Genomic DNA, 18838 nt, shown 5'->3' on the forward strand with positions numbered 1-18838 from the left:
TTATTGAGCGATATTCTGCGTAAATTGCAAGATAATAAACTCGGCTGGCCGAACTGCCGCCAGACCCACTTTGACAATCATTTTGCCTTGCTTGATATCGTCATCGGTCATGGTGAGACCTTTGCCGATCTGGACGAAGTAAGCTTGTTCGGCTTTATTGCCCATTAGTCCGCCTTGCTGCCACAGGGTATGGAGATAGTTATCGATAGCGCGGTGGACCGCTTTCCACGTAGGTTGGCTGTTGGGTTCGAAGACGGCGAAACTCATGGCGTTTTTAATATCCCGCTCCGCGCTGTTAAATAGACGACGAACCGGGATATAACGCCAGTTATCGCTGTCATCAAGTGTACGAGCGCCCCAAACCAGCGTACCGCTTTTAGGAAAGGTACGAATCATATTCAGTGCCTTGCCTTGGTTATATTGCGTTTGCAGGTCATCGGTTACTGGGTATTTAGGTTGTAATCCCCCTTGAATAGGAACGTTAGCAGGTGCTTTCCAGACCCCTCGGCTGTTATCGACGCTGGCATAAATACCGGCCATAACCGCACTGGGCGGAATATCAACGGCGGTTTTATTTTCTCCCCATTCAGTGGTTAGCCAGGGGTAATAAACTGCGCCATAAGCGGTAGGGGAATAAGGCTTGAGGACTTTTTCTGGTTCTTTTATATCGGTATCACTTTGTGGGCCGTCAAAAATGGCAAATAACCCTTTGCCCGGCTGACAAAGTGTACTTACTGCATCTTTAATTTCTTCTCCGGCAGCAATCAGCAATGTTACATCGTCAAGTTCTGGCACTTGTTTTTCTAAGTCTTCGGTTTTGACGAGATAGCAATATCCACCGCCGTTAATAAAATAGGCACGTAGTGAAACGTCAAGGATATTCTTGGGATTAAATGATTCACCTTTTCGTGTCAAATAGTCCATCCAACTACTAACACGAATATAGGGTTTATCTGATCTTAATAAATTGTTATTTGCAACAGCGAAGACCGGCACTGCCGTTGCACTGGAACGAACGGAGAGTGCGGGTGAGGCGTCCTCTTCAATATAAACGCCGGGATAGGTTGGTACCGTTGGCATGTAGCCTCCAATTATTATGTAATATTCTGAGTAAACAGCTTTATAAATGAGTCTTAAGCTGCCTGAATGGCGACTCGATCTGCGGTCAAGGTAATTTCCTGCACGGCGACTTCGTTGCTGGCGGCATCAAAAGAGGGGGCGGTTAATGAGGTTGGGAAAGCATTTACCACGCTCCAGGTCATCAAAATTTCAGTACCGGCTTCGTTGGTTAAACTAATTGAAATATCTTTTTTCTCGACCTGATTAAGTTGAATAGAATTAATCCAATCAAAAAGTTTAGTATCACCGGAGAAGACGCCTTTACGCAGGGTAATATTGATCGCCTGACGTTGGCCGGGCATTTTATAATAATTGCCTGTACCATCTTTATATTCGATGACGTCATGAGAAATATCTAGCCCGGAAACGTTATTAAAGGCGACTTTTTCATCACCGATTGAAACAACAAAACGGTAAGTAGGAATAGGATATTCAACAGCAATTTGTTCAGAAGTTGTAGGCATAATTTTTCCTTAATGAGTTATTTACGTTTAAAAGATAAATAGAGCGTTGTTGCTTTGTTTTTATTAACACTGAGGTTTTGATTAGCACTGAGCTATGGCTATAGCTACCGCAGCAACCTGCCTTGTGGCGGTTATTATTTATGCTGAAAAAATTTACTTCGAGATTATTTAGTTCGAATTTAATAAAGCGGCATGATTATAAGTAATGAATCTTTAGAGGGAATATTAATTAATAGTGCGTGGTAATTATTAATTGGTATGGCAAAGGGTACCCATTTTGGGTATTGGTGCGGTTTTATTTGGCTTTAGGGGTAAGGAAATTATGAATGGAGAATTATTTTCTGTTTTTTCGATTAATTTATGATCAAAAAATCGATAGGTAAGTATGATTATACAAATCGTTATAGGAGAAAATAATCTTGGTGGTATAAGAGGAAAAGTATCTCTTCCGATTAGAGAAGGAAAAGATAGTTTTATTGCGGTGCTAATAAAATAGATTTTTTACGGTGGTAATAAATAAAATGAAATCATGTTTGAAGTTGGATTATTTCTTTAGGGTGACAGATAATACATCTATTATAGTTTGAGATTTTAAATAAATATTAATTATGTTCAGGGATTGGTGCTTTTTTGATTGCTTATTGATTATGAGATTTAGTATTAATTCGATTTAACCGATTTTCTACGAAGTTCAGTAAATAGTTAAAATTGATATTTGTTCATTAAGGCAGTAATTGGTTTATTATAAGATTATAATTTTTGGTTTTTTTATAAACTGTGATTTTATTTTATAATAAAAACGGTAGTTTTTTAATTAATTTATATAAATCACACAAAGATGTGATTTATATTAAAAAAGTACATAAAAAAATGTGCATATATGCTGTGATGGTCTATCTTATAAAGACCATTCATAATTATGGTTTGATTGGGAAGGAGGTTGTTATGGCTATAAGACAAGGTTGGGCGCCACCATTGACATGGGGACCGTGAGTTGATCTTCGGACTCATTCAGGAATTTCGGTATACACTATAAGTTTTGATACCGACTCATTGGCTCCATCAGCTTTTGGTGTTGAAATTGAATATCCCGTATCGAATGGAATGAAACGGATAAGTACAACGGGACCTGGATCACATCAAATTACGGATAATAATGGTGCTGGTACGGATCGTATTAGGTTTAAAAGTTACTCTATAGGTCAGGTTATTAGGATTATCTACAACGCTTAAAGTTGAACCTATAGTTTGCTTTTTTATGAATAAATGAAACACAAAGGGAGCAACCATAGGCTCTTCATTAATTCAAGGCTCTAAGAATTTCATCTGACAATGATTTCGATTTTACTGCTTGATGGAAGCCTTCTTCTAGATGAATCATCGAACCAAGTCTGGTTTTGATAACTGGTTTACCATCAAAGTGAATAAACAGCTCTTTCCCTAAGTTTCTTGCTAAAAAAAGTTTGAATCGGTCACTACAATTCAGCCCTTTCTTAACCTTAATAAAAATGTTATTGGCATTCACAGGTAAATCATCACCGATTTCTTTTGCAGAAAGAGCTTGTTCTACACAAGGTTTGGATAAATGAAATGTTTCATTACCTGCGATGTAATCAAGAGAAAGTGGTTGTTTCTGCGAAACACACCCTGTAAGACCAAGGATAATAGACAGTGTAAGAATTAATTTAGTCATTCAGTTTGCCCTCATTATTGACATTAGTGTTCTCAATTATAGCTACCAAAAGAGGTTATTTTATGCAAATTATTTTTGTCCTTCGCCAGTTTGATTAATTAGGTGCAGGTAAGTTTATAGGAGGCTAGTTCCTCTTTGGTTATTAATTAATGGCGTATTCGCTCCCTTGCCGTCGCGATCCATCTTGAAATCCATTGTGTATATGAACTCTGTTCGGATGCCAAAATCAATAATAAACGGTTACATCAGGCGCATGAACATCAAGGTTTTGACGAAACAGAACAAGTTATTTTGTTTCCGCAAACAGCTCACCTAATCGCATTCCCCGTGCTCTTAAGGTGTCATTTCTCTCCCTATAAATAAGAACAAAAATGCCGATCTTGAATATCGGCATTTTACTGTAAAAGAGAAGATGAATTTAATGCTTTAACGCTTCAATTTTATCCCGGCTCAGTCCGGTACTGGTGACAATAATGTCTAAACTCACGCCATGCCGTAATAAGGAACGAGCCGTTTCCACTTTACCTTCCTCTCGACCTTTCTCTCGGCCTAGTTCAATACCTTTCTCTCGGCCTAGTTCAATACCTTCCTCTCGACCTAGCTCAATACCTTTCTCTCGGCCTAGCTCAATACCTTCTTCTCGGCCTAGTTCAATACCACGCTCAAGCCCTTTTTGTTCAAGCTGTTCTGCAATAGTCATCAACATCGTTTCATGCTCCGGAGATTGTTCAATCAGTTGATGGACAAATTGGGAGAGATCCAGCGTATGCCCATTCAGTAAAATATAGCGTAACACCACATTGCGCTGCTCGGTTGTATTATACCCTCTATTCAAGAGTTCCACCAATTGGGGGACCCATTCCAGCATGTCCCGGCAGCGGATGTGTTTTTGCACCAGCTCCATCAGGGCAACCCCTTTATGCGTCAGGATCTCTTCATCGCTGAGCACACTGACGTCCACCAACGGAAACGCCTGACGGTATAAGCGGGCAGCCTGTTCGGGGAGCGTAAAACAATCCAGCCACCGGTTTGTGTAAGGATACGGCCGAACCTCCCCATGATAAAACAGCAGCGGCGCCACCAAAGGGAGTTCAGTATGGCCTTTTTTCAGGTGGGCCGCCATTGCTAACATGGCATAATACATCAGCCGCCAGGCCATCAGCGGGTCAGGAGTGGACTGATGTTCAATCAGACAATAGATATAGCCCTGTCCCCTAGCTGTTTCAACCGAGTAGAGCACATCACTGTGCAGTTGACGTAAATGCCGGTCCACAAAACTGCCGGGTTCCAGTTTCAATGTGGCTAAATCACACAACAACTGGATCTCTTCGGGCAGATAAAGGGATAGAAATTCCCTGGCCGTTTCGGGCTGCGTTAAAAAATGCTTGAATAACGCGTCATGGTGAGGTCGTTTTTCTTTCTTTGCCACAATCTGTTTCTCTGTCTTATCAGGTAGTCATTACCACTCATTGCCAAGGTATAGTGTTTCTACCAAGTTACAAAAAACATTGTCTCAGATTTCCTCAGGCAAATCTTTACCGAATGCATTAATAGAAGAGCCTAAAGAATAAAATATCAGAAAATGAAAAACGAGAGAAAATATTATATTTACAACAACTACTTTATGAAAGCCATTCATTTAAATCAGTTTTTAACTTGCATTCGCATAATAATAATTCCTCCTCATCAAAATATCGATTACTTATATTTCCGTTAAAGAGGTATGGTTATGAAGATTTAGAGGAGGCAAGCTCCTCTCTGGTTGTTAATTAATAGATGATTTAAATCTATATTTGTGGAATAGAGTTAAAGCTTCATAATAAAGGCCAATAAATAATAAGGTGGAATTACATCAATGTTATGATAATGTTCAGGAGATGATACTGTTGCTTGGTGATTATGCCCCTGTCCTCCTCCTGTATATGATGTGTAGGCATAATAATTAAGTCCTTGTGAAGGATTCTTCCATATTGGACTATCTGAGATATCGTAGGGATTATTTATTTGATATTTGGTTTTGGTATCACTGGCGTTACCATAATTCATTCCATACGAGTTCCAATAAGACATACCGCCAATATGTTTGTGACTAGGTATTTGTGACTCTGTTAATACTGTGTCTTGTACCATGACATTGACTGAAACTGTAATTGGTGTTGTGCTTTTGAAAAAGGTTTTTTCATCGAAGCTGCCACTGGCTTTACTACTATATCCTTTATCATAAAAACTATCCCCGCACATTACAAAACGGCTTCTTAAATCTGGTGTTCCATTATTACCATCACAAAAAGCCCATCCAGAAGGAGCGCTATCACCAGAGAACATCACAATTATTCCTCTGGGAAATATTTTGTTGGGGTCAATATTGACATTGTTTGTATCTGTTAAAATATTTTCTGGTTTAATATTAGTGTCTTCTATATCGGATTGGTTATGTTTTCTTTTCATATTTATCACCATATATAGTATTGAGTTATTATATAATAACTTATGGTTAATTTAATAATGAGGTAAGTGTTTATTAACTTTTATAATATATTAATCCGCCAGTTGTTTATAGATAATCTTTCCTCTATATTTGTCATTTATGGATTGCAGTTGAATATCATTAATTCGTGTTTCTTAATTATTATTAAAAAAATATTTTTTTGAGATAACTATCAGTGCATATAATGATCTTTTCATTTTTTTATAATTTGCTGAAAAAGTTTAACTTATTAGTCTAATATGCATAAGGATTTTATGTTGAAATTAAATTATCACTTGGATTCACATAATAAGTGCAATATCGTTAATCCATAAGTAAATATGTTCGTACTCCCTTAAATAATTCATTCGGTGTTTCTTCTGTGTTTTTCGGGGATATTATTTAATCGGTTTGCCACAAAATTTATTTCCATAGTAGAGGACTTATTAAAATCGGTTCCCTTTGGAAAGTATTGCCTAATTAACCCATTGATATTCTCATAGATCCCTCTTTTCCAAGGCGAGTAAGGATGGAAAAGTATATTTTGGTTGCTAATTTTTTACCAATGATTTCATGATTTGTGAATTCCAAACTATTATCGAATTTTATGATCTTAACCCGTTGTTTTAATAGGTATAATACTTTTACTGCCGTTTTAGATGCTTCTAATGCCTGCCTGTTATCAAGTTTAATAATAATTGTATACAACGTCTTGTGGTCAACCAAGGTTAATAAGGCACTTTTTTATTTTATAGTTATCATTAATTGATATGGGATGCAAGATGAATTTATTAACGATGTTACATATCTACATATTTATATTGTTCTTGTAATTCAGACAAGGTAATTAATAGAGTTATTTTCTATTTATCTGGATTAATGACTTAATTTTATATTTTTATCTGATCAACTTATGATCATAATATGTATTTCGTTCTGTTATTTAAAACATGAGATTGGTATTATTGTGCTTTAATTGAGTAGTAAATTCCCTATTCCTTTTTTACCGATTCTTCTAGCAATAAATAGCGAGCAAAAATTCGCTATCTGCATTTAAAAAACCTTGGTTAATTAAAGGCTTTTTTCTTTAACAAAGAGCACTCAGTGTTGAACACTGTTGTATGTCCCATTTTTACAAAAATGTGATCTGTGACAGGCCCGGTACAACAGGAAGTCTTAACAACAAATTAATTTTATATATGAAAAATATTTATATTTTATTGTTTGCAGCTAATTGACTGAATAAAATTCATTGATTTTTTAATAGGCTATATCATCAATTTTAATCGATATTCACGATTGAAATTAAAATATTTGATAGTTTTTGACGATCGTTTGTGTGATTTTTGAACGTTTTAAACAATTTTATTTTTCAAATTGTAATCTATAGGATTAATTTCAATATGAAACACTAAAGTGTTTTAAATGTTTTTATGTGTGTTATTATTGCGTTAATATTTTGTTTCATTTGGTGAGTATGTGAGTGGTAATGCGTCTCTTATTTTGATTTTGGAGTGATTAGCATGAATAAGAAAGTCAATGTACTACGTGGCGCTTGGCGCCAATCAGGTTTTACGCTGATTGAAGCATTGGTTGTGATGATTGTCGGCATTGTGATATTGGCCGCAGCAGCAGCCGGGATTGGTAAGTTGTTCCGGGCTTCGGAAATCTCAACTGAATCGTCGAATATTACTCAGATGGCCGCAAATTTGAAGTCAATTAAAAATGGCGCCAAAGGCTATGACAGTTTGGATAATAAGATCGCCATTAATTACAAAGTCGTTCCCGCCAATATGACTCAGGATGGTAAGACCGGGATTATTTTTAATAGTTGGAATGGCAAGGTAACCATTTCTTCGGGCGATGCCACCGCTCAGACTTTTAAGATTGAGTATCAAAATGTGCCTGATGAGGCTTGCCAGCAACTTTCGCTGAAATTGCGGGTTGCAGGTTGGTCGAAAATGACCGTTGGGAGTGGGAAAGGACAACAATCTGGCATAGAAATTAAACCAGATTCGACTTTGGCGCAAATTGAATCGGCATGTAGTGCCAATGATGCAAATACCGTGACGCTTGTTTCTGCCAGTTAGGACATTGATTTTAAGACATGGATTGTTTTGATGTGATATGTGGCTTGGCAGGCTTGGTGAAGGCTTCTCAAGCTGCATTTTCTTAGTAATGGAAACAAGCCGGTTTCGCTGGTTTTGTTGTTGTTCTCTTATCCAATGCGGTTCGTTGTGTGCTGAATCTGCCGGGAGATCATCATGATGATAGGGTGGTTGCAATCTTCTACCGGGTGCTTGGTTCTGGCATCCGGGTTGCTAGGGTTGTGTGTCGGAAGTTTTCTTAATGTGGTGATCTGCCGCTTGCCGATGATGATTTTCTCCGAAATCAATAGCAAGGCTGCCGACTTTAATCTCTGTTTTCCCCGTTCCCATTGTCCACGTTGCAGCCACGTGTTAGCGGCCCGCGATAATATTCCCCTGTTGAGCTATTTGTACCAGAAAGGGCTTTGTCGATACTGTAACGGTACGATTTCTATACGCTATCCACTGGTTGAAGGCGCGGTAGCGTTACTTTTTTCTTTACTGGCTTTGGATCTGGGGTGGAGTTACGGGTTGTTAGGGTTGTTGGTGTTGAGTTCGATGTTGATCGCACTGGCGATCATTGATTTTGAACATATGCTGCTGCCCGATCAACTGACGCTTTCTTTGCTGTGGCTAGGGTTGTTGTTCAATCTGCATTCTGCCGGATTTGTGGCATTACCTTTGGCCGTCAGTGGCGCGGTTTGTGGATATCTGTTTTTCAGGCTGGTGGCGTGGATTGCCCGGCAATGGGTCCAGCGTGATGCGTTGGGAATGGGAGATGCTAAATTTCTGGCGGCGCTTGGCGCCTGGTTGGGGGTGGAAGCGCTTCCATTCATGATTTTGCTGGCAGCAAGTTTCACACTAATAAGTTATCTAACGATTTGGCGATTATGCAGCATGAAAACGGCGCCACAGATACCTTTCGGCCCGGGTCTGGCAGTCGCGGGATTGATTATGGCGCTTTTCAATAGGTAGCCCGGCATAAGTGGGCCGCAGTGTCGTTCCCTTGGCGGGATCGCTTTTGGGGTAAATAGTTTATCGGATGGAGTTGATTTTCTTACTTACTATTAAGAAGGACTATTTATGCATGATGATGAGTCTGTATCTATATTAATGATAAGCCGCCATGATGCAGGTTTCACTTTGCTGGAAGTGACTGTTGCACTGATAGTACTGGCATCAATGATGGTGGTTGGTGTGGTTTATCTCAACAGACAGAGTGACATGCTGGTGAATCAGGTTGTCGCCGGGCAGATCCAACATCTTGGCGATGCGGTGGTGGATTATGTTAATGATAATTATGTCGCTCTAAGTCGTGGACCCACTCCAGCACCAATTAATTGGGCAGAGTTGCCCTCCTATTTACCTCCGGGGCTTGACCAGAATACGGTCAATCCGCTTGGTCAGAAGTATGATGGCGTATTACGCGTTGTCATGTTGCCTAATGGCAAAAAACGCATTGATCCGTTGATTTATACCGTTCCAGCAATGGCTAATGGAAAACAGCCCGATGTTGCTAAACATTCGATGAAGATTGCGCAGTTGATTGGGGTTGGCGGCCTGTATTTGGATTATAAAAATCGGGATCATCGTAATCCGGCCACTTATTGGAATAGTTATGGTCAAGTCAATGCGCCTGGATCTTTTTCTGGTTTTTTCAATGATCAACCCAAGGAGATTGGCCGTATTTTTTATGCTCCGTTCATGCGGGATGCGTCAATCTATGGCCCGGGAACATTGGCGGGCGACTTGCTTCATCGACAAAAAATAGGCGGGCATCCAGAGTGGAATAGGATGGAAACCAGCATCAACATGGGCGGTCATAGTCTTGAGCAGGTGAATACGCTGTCGATGCAAGGCCCCGGTATGGTTAATGGTGTGAATAAGATCGCCTTTTCTGCCCGCTCTCAGGGAAACCCCTCCTATATTGAACAAAATAGCGACGGTGAAGTGGTTGTCAATCCAGAACATGGCACGTTGTTTATCCTTGATGGTAATGCTAATCCCGGTAATAAAGGGACTTTGGCTGCCGGTGATATTCATGCAGATAATAACGTCGTTGTTGGCAATAATTTAGTGATCAACACTCAAACTGGAAATCTTGTCGGTGGCAAGTGTCCTGCGTTAGGTAACCTCTCCATGAGTAAACAGGGAGAACTGTTGGTGTGTCAGGGGATTAATGTTGATAAGTCAGATTTGGAATGGAGAGATGCTAGTGGAGGCAGGCGGTTATTGGCAAATCAAGCGGTAATCAGCAGTGGTTATTGGCTTGCGTCGGGAATGTCGTCAGGAATAACAAGTAAGAGAGATGCCTATTATGTTAGCGGTGACGGCAAAGTAAACAGTCGGCGTCAGCCTTTTTTTAACAATTCAAATGTCCCTGTGTTAGTCACCGTCTCTACACCTCCGATTGCTAATAACCATCGTATGCGTTGCGTGTTGGCTGTGTATGAAGCGGATAAAAATGGCAACAGCCAAAAATCTGATTTACCGCTTGTTTTTCAACGATCTGGACTGGGGGATTATCCCGAAGAGAATTCCAAGGTAAATCTAAAGAATACAATAACTTGCATAGTGTCATTCATTGCTGGGCCACATCGCAAATATAACATTGCCAGCGTGTTCCATTCTTCCAAAAACAGTTCCCATATTTTGAGAAGTCATAACTGATGAGTAGCAGCATCTTGTGCATCTGATGATTTGGCGTTAACCAATCTAGAGTAATAGGAGAACATAAATGTGGCCATTAGCGATTGTTGGGATTGCCGTTGTATTTATCATGCAACTGATTTTTGGTGAGTTGTTGTATGAAGTGCGTGTGCAGTCAGTGCGTGCCAAGACTGATGTAGCCGCGCTGTTTCGGAGCTATGCTTCAGCCGGTGTGCAATTGCTTAATCATCATTCCGTTGGCGTAATCAAGAGTCGCAAGATGCAGCAGGCATTGACCACTCTACATATGACGTGGGTGAATACCGATGCCTGGTGTGACAACGTTGCCAGTCAGTGTCTCTGGGGGGGATTTATTTCAGGGACTCATGTCTATATTTTCCGCAAAAATATCCTCTCCGGGGACAATGGGTTGTTGCATGGCGCTTTCGGAGAATTACTTAAATGGAGCGCTGAACCCGATCAGATTGGTTTTAAGCAGGGTTCCAGACTCATCGACGGTAGAGGAAAACGGGTAGAGAGTCTGCTTGCCAGACGATTACCGGATGATGTTCGGAAGTTTGTATCTGACGGTGCGCTGGTGGAAATACTGTAGTTGTTGGAAATATTAGTTGTTGGAAATACTCGTTGTTGTTTCGCAAGCGGGCTTTCTTTGGGTCGCTAGTCTTGGTTAACAGGTTGTTTGGATTACTTTTTTTCTTTTTGGAAAGATCGATGAACAAAATAATCACATATGTTTTTACGGTACTTGTCTGTATGTCAAGTGTCGCCGTTTATGCAGCACCGATGCGTACACCCGTTCCTGTGGCGACGGTGTGGACAGCAACTCCGGGGCAAACTCTGCGCGATGTTACACAAGAATGGGCGAGTAGGTCTGGCTACCAAGTGGTATGGGATGCTTCCTATGATTTCCCTATCCGAGCGGGTCTGCGTTTTAACGGCACGTTTATCCATGCGGTAAGCGAGCTGTTCGAAGCCTATGCGATGGCGAATCGTCCTTTCGTTGTCGATATTTATCAGGAACAGCGGCTTGTTCATGTACAGGCTCAGGGGTAATAACATGCATATCCAGTTTTTGACGTTTTCCAGATTGATATTGTTGCCCTGTATAGCGACTGGTCTGGCAAGTTGTGCAGCAATCTCTAATGTTGATCGGCAGGCAGATGCTGAGATGGCAAATGCTAACAGTATTATTAAGGAGTTACGCAATACTGCCGCCATGACGGCTGTGCATGTTCACGAGCATGGTTATTGGGTATCAACTAAGGAGATTCCATCAAAGAAGGAGGGTGAAACTGTTTCTTGCACGTTGACGCTGGAGGAAGCGGAGCCGATGACGTTGAGTCAGTTTGCGGAAAAGATCAAGCGTATCTGTGGCGTGCCGGTGCTGATCAGTGCTGATGCACGGTTTACAGTGTCTCCTCCCAGTTCGGCATCGGAGGTGAAAGAAAGTGGCCAGGAGGAGGTTGTTGTCAATTCGAACGCGCAGTCAATATCTGAGGGCGGTCAACCAGAAGAGATGAAAATAAACGTGCATTGGCATGGCTCCTTGGCAGGTTTGCTTGATTCGGTCATTTTGTCATCAGGATTGCATTGGAAAGTACACAATGGAGCAGTGCATATTTTCAAAACAGAGACGCGAGTGTTTCAAATATATGCATTGCCCGGTACGGATGCATTATCTTCCAGCGTGACAGCGACGACCAATGCCACGTTCGGCGGGGGCTTAAATGGAAGTGATAGCGGTAACGGCAACAGCGGTAGTTCCCAAACTCTCGCGACTTCTTTGACCCGTTCGGTTATGGATGAGATCCAAAAAGCAGTGGCAAATATGCTAACGCCTGGCGAAGGTAAGTTAACTTTGTCGATGGCGACGGCATCATTGGTGGTAACTGATTCACCCGAAGTACTTGATAGAATTAAGGATTATATTGATCAGCAGAACAAATTATTGACAACGCAGGTGGTGCTTAATGTCAAGATCCTTAACCTGACGTTCGATCGGGCTGATCAGTATGGCGTTGATTGGTCACTGGCCTATAAAGACGCTCATATCGGAGTGGGTGGCGCGGGCAGCGGTGTTACCGAGGGGGGGGATATCAGTACCAATATTCATATTCTTAAGGGGCCATTTAGTGACAGTAATTTACTGATCAAGGCATTATCGACCCAAGGTAAAGTCTCTATAGTGACTCAACCTTCGGTGACTACACTGAATTTGCAAGCGGTACCGATGCAGGTTGCAACCCAGACCGGTTATGTTTCATCAACTTCTAGTACTTCAACGCCACAAGTTGGCATTTCAGTAGGGATCGAGCCAGCGACAGTGACGACGGGTTTTAATATGTTGATGCTGCCTTATGCAATGGCCGACAAGCAAATATTGTTGCAGTACAACATTAGTTTGAGCGATTTAAAGAGGCTGGAGAAGTTTGGCGAGAAAGCGACCGGTCAGGTGCAGTTGCCGACAATAGATTTACGCGCATTCAGTCAGAAGGTGAGATTACATTCAGGTGAAACACTGGTGCTATCAGGATTTGAACAGCAGTCAGATACCAGTGATCGTAGTGGTTTGGGCAGCCCGGATAATCAATTCTTGGGTGGGAGCCGTCAGGGCAAAAGAAACCATAATGTGATCGTAGTCATGATTACTCCTATAGTGGTAGATTGAATGGTGGTAGATTGAAAAATGACCCAGACTGAAACGGGCGCGGGGCGCGCTATGCAAATCAAACTATATGGTAAGACGTTGGTCGCAGGCATTATCTGGCGACCGCCTGTCACTGTGTTAACACGTTCTCACATACGCAGAAATGGGATTGCCGCAGGGTTTACCTTGGCTGTCCGGCATCGTGTTGGACGAAGTATACAGGTCGGGTATGTACCAAAGGAGTCAGGAGTACCGGGTTGTTATTCATTGGCGGCCGTTCTTGCTAAAGCGGTGGATAAACCTAACTGGATAGGTGCGTTTCATTTGCCTGATGGACATTATGCATTGGTAGCGGTACATCAGGGCGCGATAATGGCTGGACGTGATTTGATCGGCACTCGTGAAGAGATCGAAGCGAAATTGCGCGATACGGTGCAGTTGGTAGAGGGCGCCAATGGGGTGTGGAATGCGATTTATGCGCCGAAGGAGTTTGAGTCGCCGTGGTTGGAGGTACCTTTGGCGCAACTGTTGCCGCAGTCCGCATTGAGAAAATCTGTTGGTCAGCTTGAGAGTTTAACCGGCGAAATGTCGAAGTACCAAATTAAGGTCTTTGCCATGACCGCAGGTACTGCGTTCTTGTTGGTTGGCGGTTGGTGGATGTGGCACATCTATAAGCAGAATACAGAAATAAGGGTACCGGATTTATCCAATGAGGTGGTGGAAGTTCCACCGCCGCATCCGTGGCTTGCGCAACCGACAATGGCGTCTCAGTTTTCTGCATGGAATAAAGCTTTAGCCAAGGTTCCCTTATCGCTCGCGGGTTGGCAGATTGAAGTCATTATGTTGGATGCTAATGCGGTTTCTGTGAGTTATCAGCGCCATGATGGGATGCCGATCAATGTTTTCCAGGTTGCTGCTATCAATATTTTCCGGGCTGGCCCGGTGATTTCCAATGGTGGGGAGCAGGCACAGGTATTGATACCGTTTGAGCAGTCGCAGAGTCATGATCAGGAAAACAACGATGATGTGTTGCAGTCGTCAGATCAGGCGCTGGTTGAGCTGATGTCTTATTTTCAGGCGCTAGGTTTGCCGCCGCCAACGTTGACTGAGGAAGCTTCCATTTTACCTCCCCCTCCGCCCCCTTTGCCGGAAGGCGAAACCCGCGTGTGGGCCAATCCTGATTGGCAGACTTATAACTGGACACTGACTTCTCAATTAGCGCCAGATGCACTGTTTTCAGGTAAGCCGCTCCCCGGATTGAGAGTGACCAGCGCCAGAATTGTGTTATCTGATGGTTTTCCTGAGTGGAAGCTGAGTGGAGTTTTCTATGCAAAAAATTAGCCAGCTTATAATCAGTCTATTTGTGGCGTTGGTATTTTCCCTGACATATGCGCGAGCATCACCTACTGAGTTACCGGCAGCTCAGGCGAAGCGCCATGTTGCACAGAAGCCTGCATTGCCAGAGGCAACGGCTGATAGCGTTGCTGCGCGACTGGAAAAGTTACAGACGGATTTGATGTTACTTAAAGCTGAAACCGCAAGGGCAAATGCTCAGGCTGAATTCGATAAAATTTCCAGAATGGTGAATAAAAGAGATGCCGTTAATAATGGCCTGCCTCTGGTTAAGTCAATCTTCGGGCGCAATGGGGCTCTGACCGCTACGCTCCGGCTTCGTTCAGGCGGCATCATGGATGTGAAAGCAGGTGAACAGTTGCCGAATGGTTATAAAGTGGTCCGCATTGATACCGGGGGAGTGACTTTCTCCAAACAGGGGAGATTCTATGAGGTAGGTCTTACGGCTACTAATGATGCATCGTTGCTGGATAGCCTTGACTTGATGGTTGCGCCGCCGCTGCCGTTAAGCCGTTAGTTACTGATGGGTGGCGATATTTATGGAAATAACATGCTCCGATCTGTTGTGTATGGTCAGGCAGGGCGCAAAAGTTTTATCTGCCTTGAGCGGCGTACTTGAAATAGAGTTAGCTAACCGCAGTTTGATATGTCTTGTTGAGTTACCTCAGCAGAAGGGGCAATGCGTACTTGCCGTGTCTGCCTCCCACCGGCTTGATCCCCATGTGCTGGCCTATGAAGAGACGGTTAAAAGACATGGCCTTATCTATCAGACTGTCACTTGTGGCATGGGGAGCATATTGGAATTGTACCGTCTCAGTAAGAGCGAGAGTCATGGACTGGGAGGGAGTGAATCGGATGTTCAGCGTTATATCATTCGCTTAATCGGTGAAGCGACTGAGGAACGGGCGTCAGATTTGCATATCGTTGCTCGCCGTAATTATTGTGAAATTCGTTGCCGTATCGATGGTTATTTGCGCTCAATAGGCCAACTGCGGCCGGAAGAAGGGTTGCGATTATGCGCGACTATCTATCAAAGTATGTGTGACGTGGCAGAGCCGACGTTTAAACCGATGCAGGCGCAGCGCGCACGAATGAAAGATGAGTTTCTGGCCGAGTGCGGACTTTCCGGGGCGCGTATTAATACCCGCCCGCTTGATCGCGGCATGTTGATGGTGCTGCGATTGTTGTATGCGGACAGCCCCGGTACGGTGTGCACTTTAAGTGATCTCGGCTATTTGCCGGAACAGTGTCAGATACTGGAAGAACTTATGGAGCATCGGGCTGGCGTGGTTCTTTTGTCTGGTGCGACCGGTAGTGGAAAGAGCACCACTTTGAAAGTTGTGATGCAGAAGATGATAACCGAGCAAGCCGGCATCCATCTGCTTACGCTTGAAGATCCACCCGAATATGAAATTGAAGGCGCTAATCAATCTCCTATAACCGGAGATCGAGGTGATAGCATTATTGTCGAACAGGAATGGGCGATGGCAATTGCTGATGCAATGCGGCTCGATCCTGATGTGATTATGGTCGGTGAGATACGCGACGCAGTGACGGCAAAGATGGCATTTCGTGCCGCAATGACCGGCCATCTTATTTGGACCACGATACATGCAAACGATGCTTTAGCGATCTTGCCCCGCTTGCAGGATGAAGCTGTGATGGAGTCGCTATTAATGGATTCGCGTCTGGTGATTGGTTTAGTCAGCCAGGCGCTGATTCAGGTGTTATGTCCTCATTGTAAAGTTCCCCTGCAAGGGCATGAGCAAGAAGTCTCCGAGCGTCTGTTGAAACGACTCAATCTTTATTGTCAGCCGGAATCGGTTTGTCTACAGGGGGAAGGTTGTGACTATTGCAAACAGTGCGGCACCTTGGGCCGAACAGTAGTCGCTGAAGTGATACGCACCTCCCCCGGCTTAATGCAAGCTTATCGAATGGGTCATCATCACGAAGCGACTCGATATTGGATCTCGGAGATGGCGGGATTAAGCAAGATCGACGCGCTTATTCGCAAAATAAATGACGGGATAATCGATCCCCGTGCCGCAGAACGTGTGATGGGGCCGATTATTCCCGCGATCCATCAAATAGAGTGAAACGCTATGTCCATGACCGATTTTGTTGAAAGACTGAACTATCGATTTGCGAAGATCCAGTTTGGTAATAAAGCACGGATTCGTTTTTACGGGCATCTAATCATGATGCTGGAAAATCGCATCATGCTGATTGATGCATTACGTGAAATGTATAATATCGCCAGCAACGAAGGCCATAAACCCAACAATGGTTGTGCGTTGGTGTTAAGTAGTTGCTATGAATCGGTCAGTCAGGGCAGTACCTTGGCGGAGAGTTTACAGCGATGGATTGGTCCCAATGAAGTCGCGGTGATTGCTGCGGGTGAGCGTTCCGGCGACATACGTAGCGCTTTTATGGATGCGATCGCCATGATCGAAGCGGGTAGCAAGATCCGCAGTGCCGTTATTGGCACATCTATTTATCCACTTATACTCATCGGGATGATATGTGTATTGCTGCATATTGTGGCTGGGAGTTTGGTGCCCAAACTGGCCGCTGTTTCTAAGCCGGAAACCTGGGATGGTGCGGCTTATACCCTTTATTTGATGGGAATATTTGTCAATGATTATGGATTTTATTCGCTGATATTGCTGGTGATATTGATCATTTTATTGTTGTTATCGCTATCTTTTCTGGGGGGGCGACTGCGAACGGTGCTTGACCGGTTTCCGCCGTGGTCGCTGTACAGAACCATTCATGGCAGTATGTTCATATTGAATGTGTCGTTGCTGATCCGTTCAGGGATGATGTTGCAATCGGCGCTGGAATTGCTGTTGGAACAGGCGGGTTCCCGCTGGCTGTATGTGCGTATCGCGGCTACGCTCGAACATATTTCAATGGGGGCTGGTTTTGGTGAGGCATTGCGCGATACCGGTTACCGTTTCCCGGATGACGAGGCGATCAGTTATCTGAGGTTATTGTCACGATTGCAGGGTTTTGATCAATCAATGGCGAAGTTTGCACGGCACTGGTTGGATGAAACGATAGTTAAGGTTCAGATAGTGACGCGTGGCTTTCTGTTGGCTTCAATTCTTATGATTGGCGGCATGTTGATGCTGGTGGTGACGGCGGTATCGGGCATTGAAAACGCCATTGAACAGTCGTTATCTATGCCATCTGTTTAATTCGAGATTAACCATGAAAATCAGGCAGAATATTGAAGCTGGAACCAGTGAAATTCAAGGAACAGGCGGTGTATGTCGTGAGAAGGCGTTGAATGAGCTGAGAGAAGCTTGCGGGCCGATTATCCTCCGAGCGCTTGATGACAAAGACGTGGTGGAAATCATCATTAATCCTGATGGAAAACTGTGGATTGAATTGCATAACCAAGGCATGAATGAAGCGCAATCTCATTTTCCGGCGGATGCGGCAGAGCGGATTTTACTGATTTCAGCTTCGTTGCAAAAGTTAGATGTTGGCGTTGATGTAGGTTTGATTGAAGGTGAATTCCCATTGGGGAGCGCTCGGATTGCCGGTGTTTTGCCTCCGCTGGCAAATGCGCCGACTATTGCCATTCGTAAACACTCTCCGGTGGTATTATCGCTGTCTGATTACCGCAAAAGCGGCATTATTAAGCCGATAGGCGCTGCTGCCATGCGGTTGGCATCTGGAATAGCGAGTTATAAACGCAGTTTTGAACACCCAATTGAGGCAATTCGTGAAGCTGTGATGATGCGCAAGAATATTCTAATCGTTGGGGGTACCGGCAGTGGGAAAACGACGCTGGCTAATACTATTTTGTACGAAATCAGCCTGCAATGCCCGAGTGACCGTATTGTGGCGATTGAGGATACGATGGAATTACAGCTTAATAATGCTAACCGGGCGCTGTTACGCACTAGTAAGGATGTGGATATGCGTCGCTTGCTGCGAACGACAATGCGTTTGCGTCCAGACCGGATTGTAGTGGGGGAGATTCGCGGCGGTGAAGCTTATACTTTGCTCAAGAGTTGGAATTCCGGCCATCCTGGAGGAGTAGCAACCATGCATGCTAACTCATCTGAAGAGGGGTTACAGAAACTGGCGCATTACATTTATGAAAATGAAGCGGCGCAGGGTTTTACGCCTGATACTATCGGTTGGATGATTGCCAAAAGTGTGAATTTGGTGGTGGTAATAGAAAAGATCGCAATGGAACCGGGAAGAATGGTGTCAGAAATTTGTGAAGTTTCCGGGTTTATGAATGATCGCTACAATATGAATGTTTTGTGCTTACAAAGTAATGGATATTGTGAATTCAAGCCACGTATTTAGAGAGTGATG

At 43.4% G+C, this 18838-nt stretch carries 16 protein-coding genes and 2 pseudogenes; 12 read left to right on the forward strand and 6 right to left on the reverse strand.

Annotated elements, in window-relative coordinates; translation table 11 throughout:
* The gene (locus tag EAE92_RS00085) at positions 1 to 1080 is read right to left on the reverse strand and encodes a phage tail sheath family protein (RefSeq protein WP_214066601.1); all 1080 of its coding nucleotides are present in this window, start codon (positions 1078 to 1080) and stop codon (positions 1 to 3) included.
* A gap of 53 nt (positions 1081 to 1133) precedes the next feature.
* Positions 1134 to 1583, reverse strand: a complete 450-nt coding sequence (locus EAE92_RS00090; RefSeq protein WP_110090354.1) for a phage tail protein — start codon at positions 1581 to 1583, stop codon at positions 1134 to 1136.
* Between the two features lie 1005 nt (positions 1584 to 2588).
* Between EAE92_RS00090 and EAE92_RS24925 the strand changes: the two are divergent.
* Positions 2589 to 2816, forward strand: a pseudogene (locus tag EAE92_RS24925) (colicin Z C-terminal domain-related protein); the annotation flags it as partial.
* 67 nt (positions 2817 to 2883) lie between these two features.
* On the opposite strand, the gene EAE92_RS00095 reads toward EAE92_RS24925, so the two are convergent.
* The 4 genes and pseudogenes from EAE92_RS00095 to EAE92_RS25340 form a co-directional block, all read right to left on the reverse strand.
* Positions 2884 to 3276, reverse strand: a complete 393-nt coding sequence (locus EAE92_RS00095) for a hypothetical protein (RefSeq protein ID WP_113024982.1) — start codon at positions 3274 to 3276, stop codon at positions 2884 to 2886.
* A gap of 418 nt (positions 3277 to 3694) precedes the next feature.
* Positions 3695 to 4705, reverse strand: a complete 1011-nt coding sequence (locus tag EAE92_RS00100; RefSeq protein WP_214066602.1) for an Rpn family recombination-promoting nuclease/putative transposase — start codon at positions 4703 to 4705, stop codon at positions 3695 to 3697.
* Positions 4706 to 5082: 377 nt separating this feature from the next.
* Positions 5083 to 5724, reverse strand: a complete 642-nt coding sequence (locus EAE92_RS00105) for a tail fiber protein (protein ID WP_246544916.1) — start codon at positions 5722 to 5724, stop codon at positions 5083 to 5085.
* 343 nt (positions 5725 to 6067) lie between these two features.
* A pseudogene (locus tag EAE92_RS25340) lies at positions 6068 to 6487 on the reverse strand (IS30 family transposase); the annotation flags it as partial.
* Between the two features lie 779 nt (positions 6488 to 7266).
* Here EAE92_RS25340 and EAE92_RS00115 point away from each other — a divergent pair.
* The 11 genes from EAE92_RS00115 to EAE92_RS00165 all read left to right on the forward strand — a co-directional run bounded on the left by EAE92_RS00115 (position 7267) and on the right by EAE92_RS00165 (position 18829).
* Positions 7267 to 7833: a type 4 pilus major pilin gene (locus tag EAE92_RS00115; protein WP_214066604.1), complete on the forward strand. Its 567-nt coding sequence runs from the start codon at positions 7267 to 7269 to the stop codon at positions 7831 to 7833.
* Between the two features lie 174 nt (positions 7834 to 8007).
* Complete coding sequence (locus tag EAE92_RS00120; RefSeq protein WP_214066605.1) at positions 8008 to 8805, forward strand: prepilin peptidase; 798 nt, start codon at positions 8008 to 8010, stop codon at positions 8803 to 8805.
* A gap of 108 nt (positions 8806 to 8913) precedes the next feature.
* Positions 8914 to 10500, forward strand: a complete 1587-nt coding sequence (locus EAE92_RS00125; RefSeq protein ID WP_214066606.1) for a prepilin-type N-terminal cleavage/methylation domain-containing protein — start codon at positions 8914 to 8916, stop codon at positions 10498 to 10500.
* Between the two features lie 67 nt (positions 10501 to 10567).
* On the forward strand, positions 10568 to 11092 hold the full coding sequence (locus EAE92_RS00130) for a hypothetical protein (RefSeq protein ID WP_105395977.1): 525 nt from the start codon (positions 10568 to 10570) through the stop codon (positions 11090 to 11092).
* Between the two features lie 119 nt (positions 11093 to 11211).
* Complete coding sequence (locus EAE92_RS00135) at positions 11212 to 11553, forward strand: toxin co-regulated pilus biosynthesis Q family protein (protein WP_036807081.1); 342 nt, start codon at positions 11212 to 11214, stop codon at positions 11551 to 11553.
* A gap of 4 nt (positions 11554 to 11557) precedes the next feature.
* On the forward strand, positions 11558 to 13168 hold the full coding sequence (gene pilN / locus EAE92_RS00140) for a PilN family type IVB pilus formation outer membrane protein (protein ID WP_040152836.1): 1611 nt from the start codon (positions 11558 to 11560) through the stop codon (positions 13166 to 13168).
* A 51-nt stretch (positions 13169 to 13219) separates the two neighbouring features.
* On the forward strand, positions 13220 to 14488 hold the full coding sequence (pilO2, locus tag EAE92_RS00145) for a type 4b pilus protein PilO2 (RefSeq protein WP_246544918.1): 1269 nt from the start codon (positions 13220 to 13222) through the stop codon (positions 14486 to 14488).
* Positions 14475 to 15017: a type IV pilus biogenesis protein PilP gene (pilP, locus tag EAE92_RS00150; RefSeq protein ID WP_214066608.1), complete on the forward strand. Its 543-nt coding sequence runs from the start codon at positions 14475 to 14477 to the stop codon at positions 15015 to 15017. The genes pilO2 and pilP overlap by 14 nt, the downstream gene beginning before the upstream one ends.
* 22 nt (positions 15018 to 15039) lie before the next feature.
* Positions 15040 to 16596, forward strand: coding sequence for a GspE/PulE family protein (locus tag EAE92_RS00155; protein ID WP_110087479.1), 1557 nt, complete (start codon positions 15040 to 15042; stop codon positions 16594 to 16596).
* 6 nt (positions 16597 to 16602) lie between these two features.
* A complete protein-coding gene (locus EAE92_RS00160; protein WP_214066609.1) occupies positions 16603 to 17700 on the forward strand; it encodes a type II secretion system F family protein in 1098 nt (365 codons plus the stop codon).
* A gap of 13 nt (positions 17701 to 17713) precedes the next feature.
* A complete protein-coding gene (locus EAE92_RS00165; protein WP_214066610.1) occupies positions 17714 to 18829 on the forward strand; it encodes an ATPase, T2SS/T4P/T4SS family in 1116 nt (371 codons plus the stop codon).
* Positions 18830 to 18838 lie beyond the last annotated feature (9 nt).

The organism is Photorhabdus hainanensis, assembly GCF_018448965.1.
GTDB lineage: Bacteria > Pseudomonadota > Gammaproteobacteria > Enterobacterales > Enterobacteriaceae > Photorhabdus > Photorhabdus akhurstii.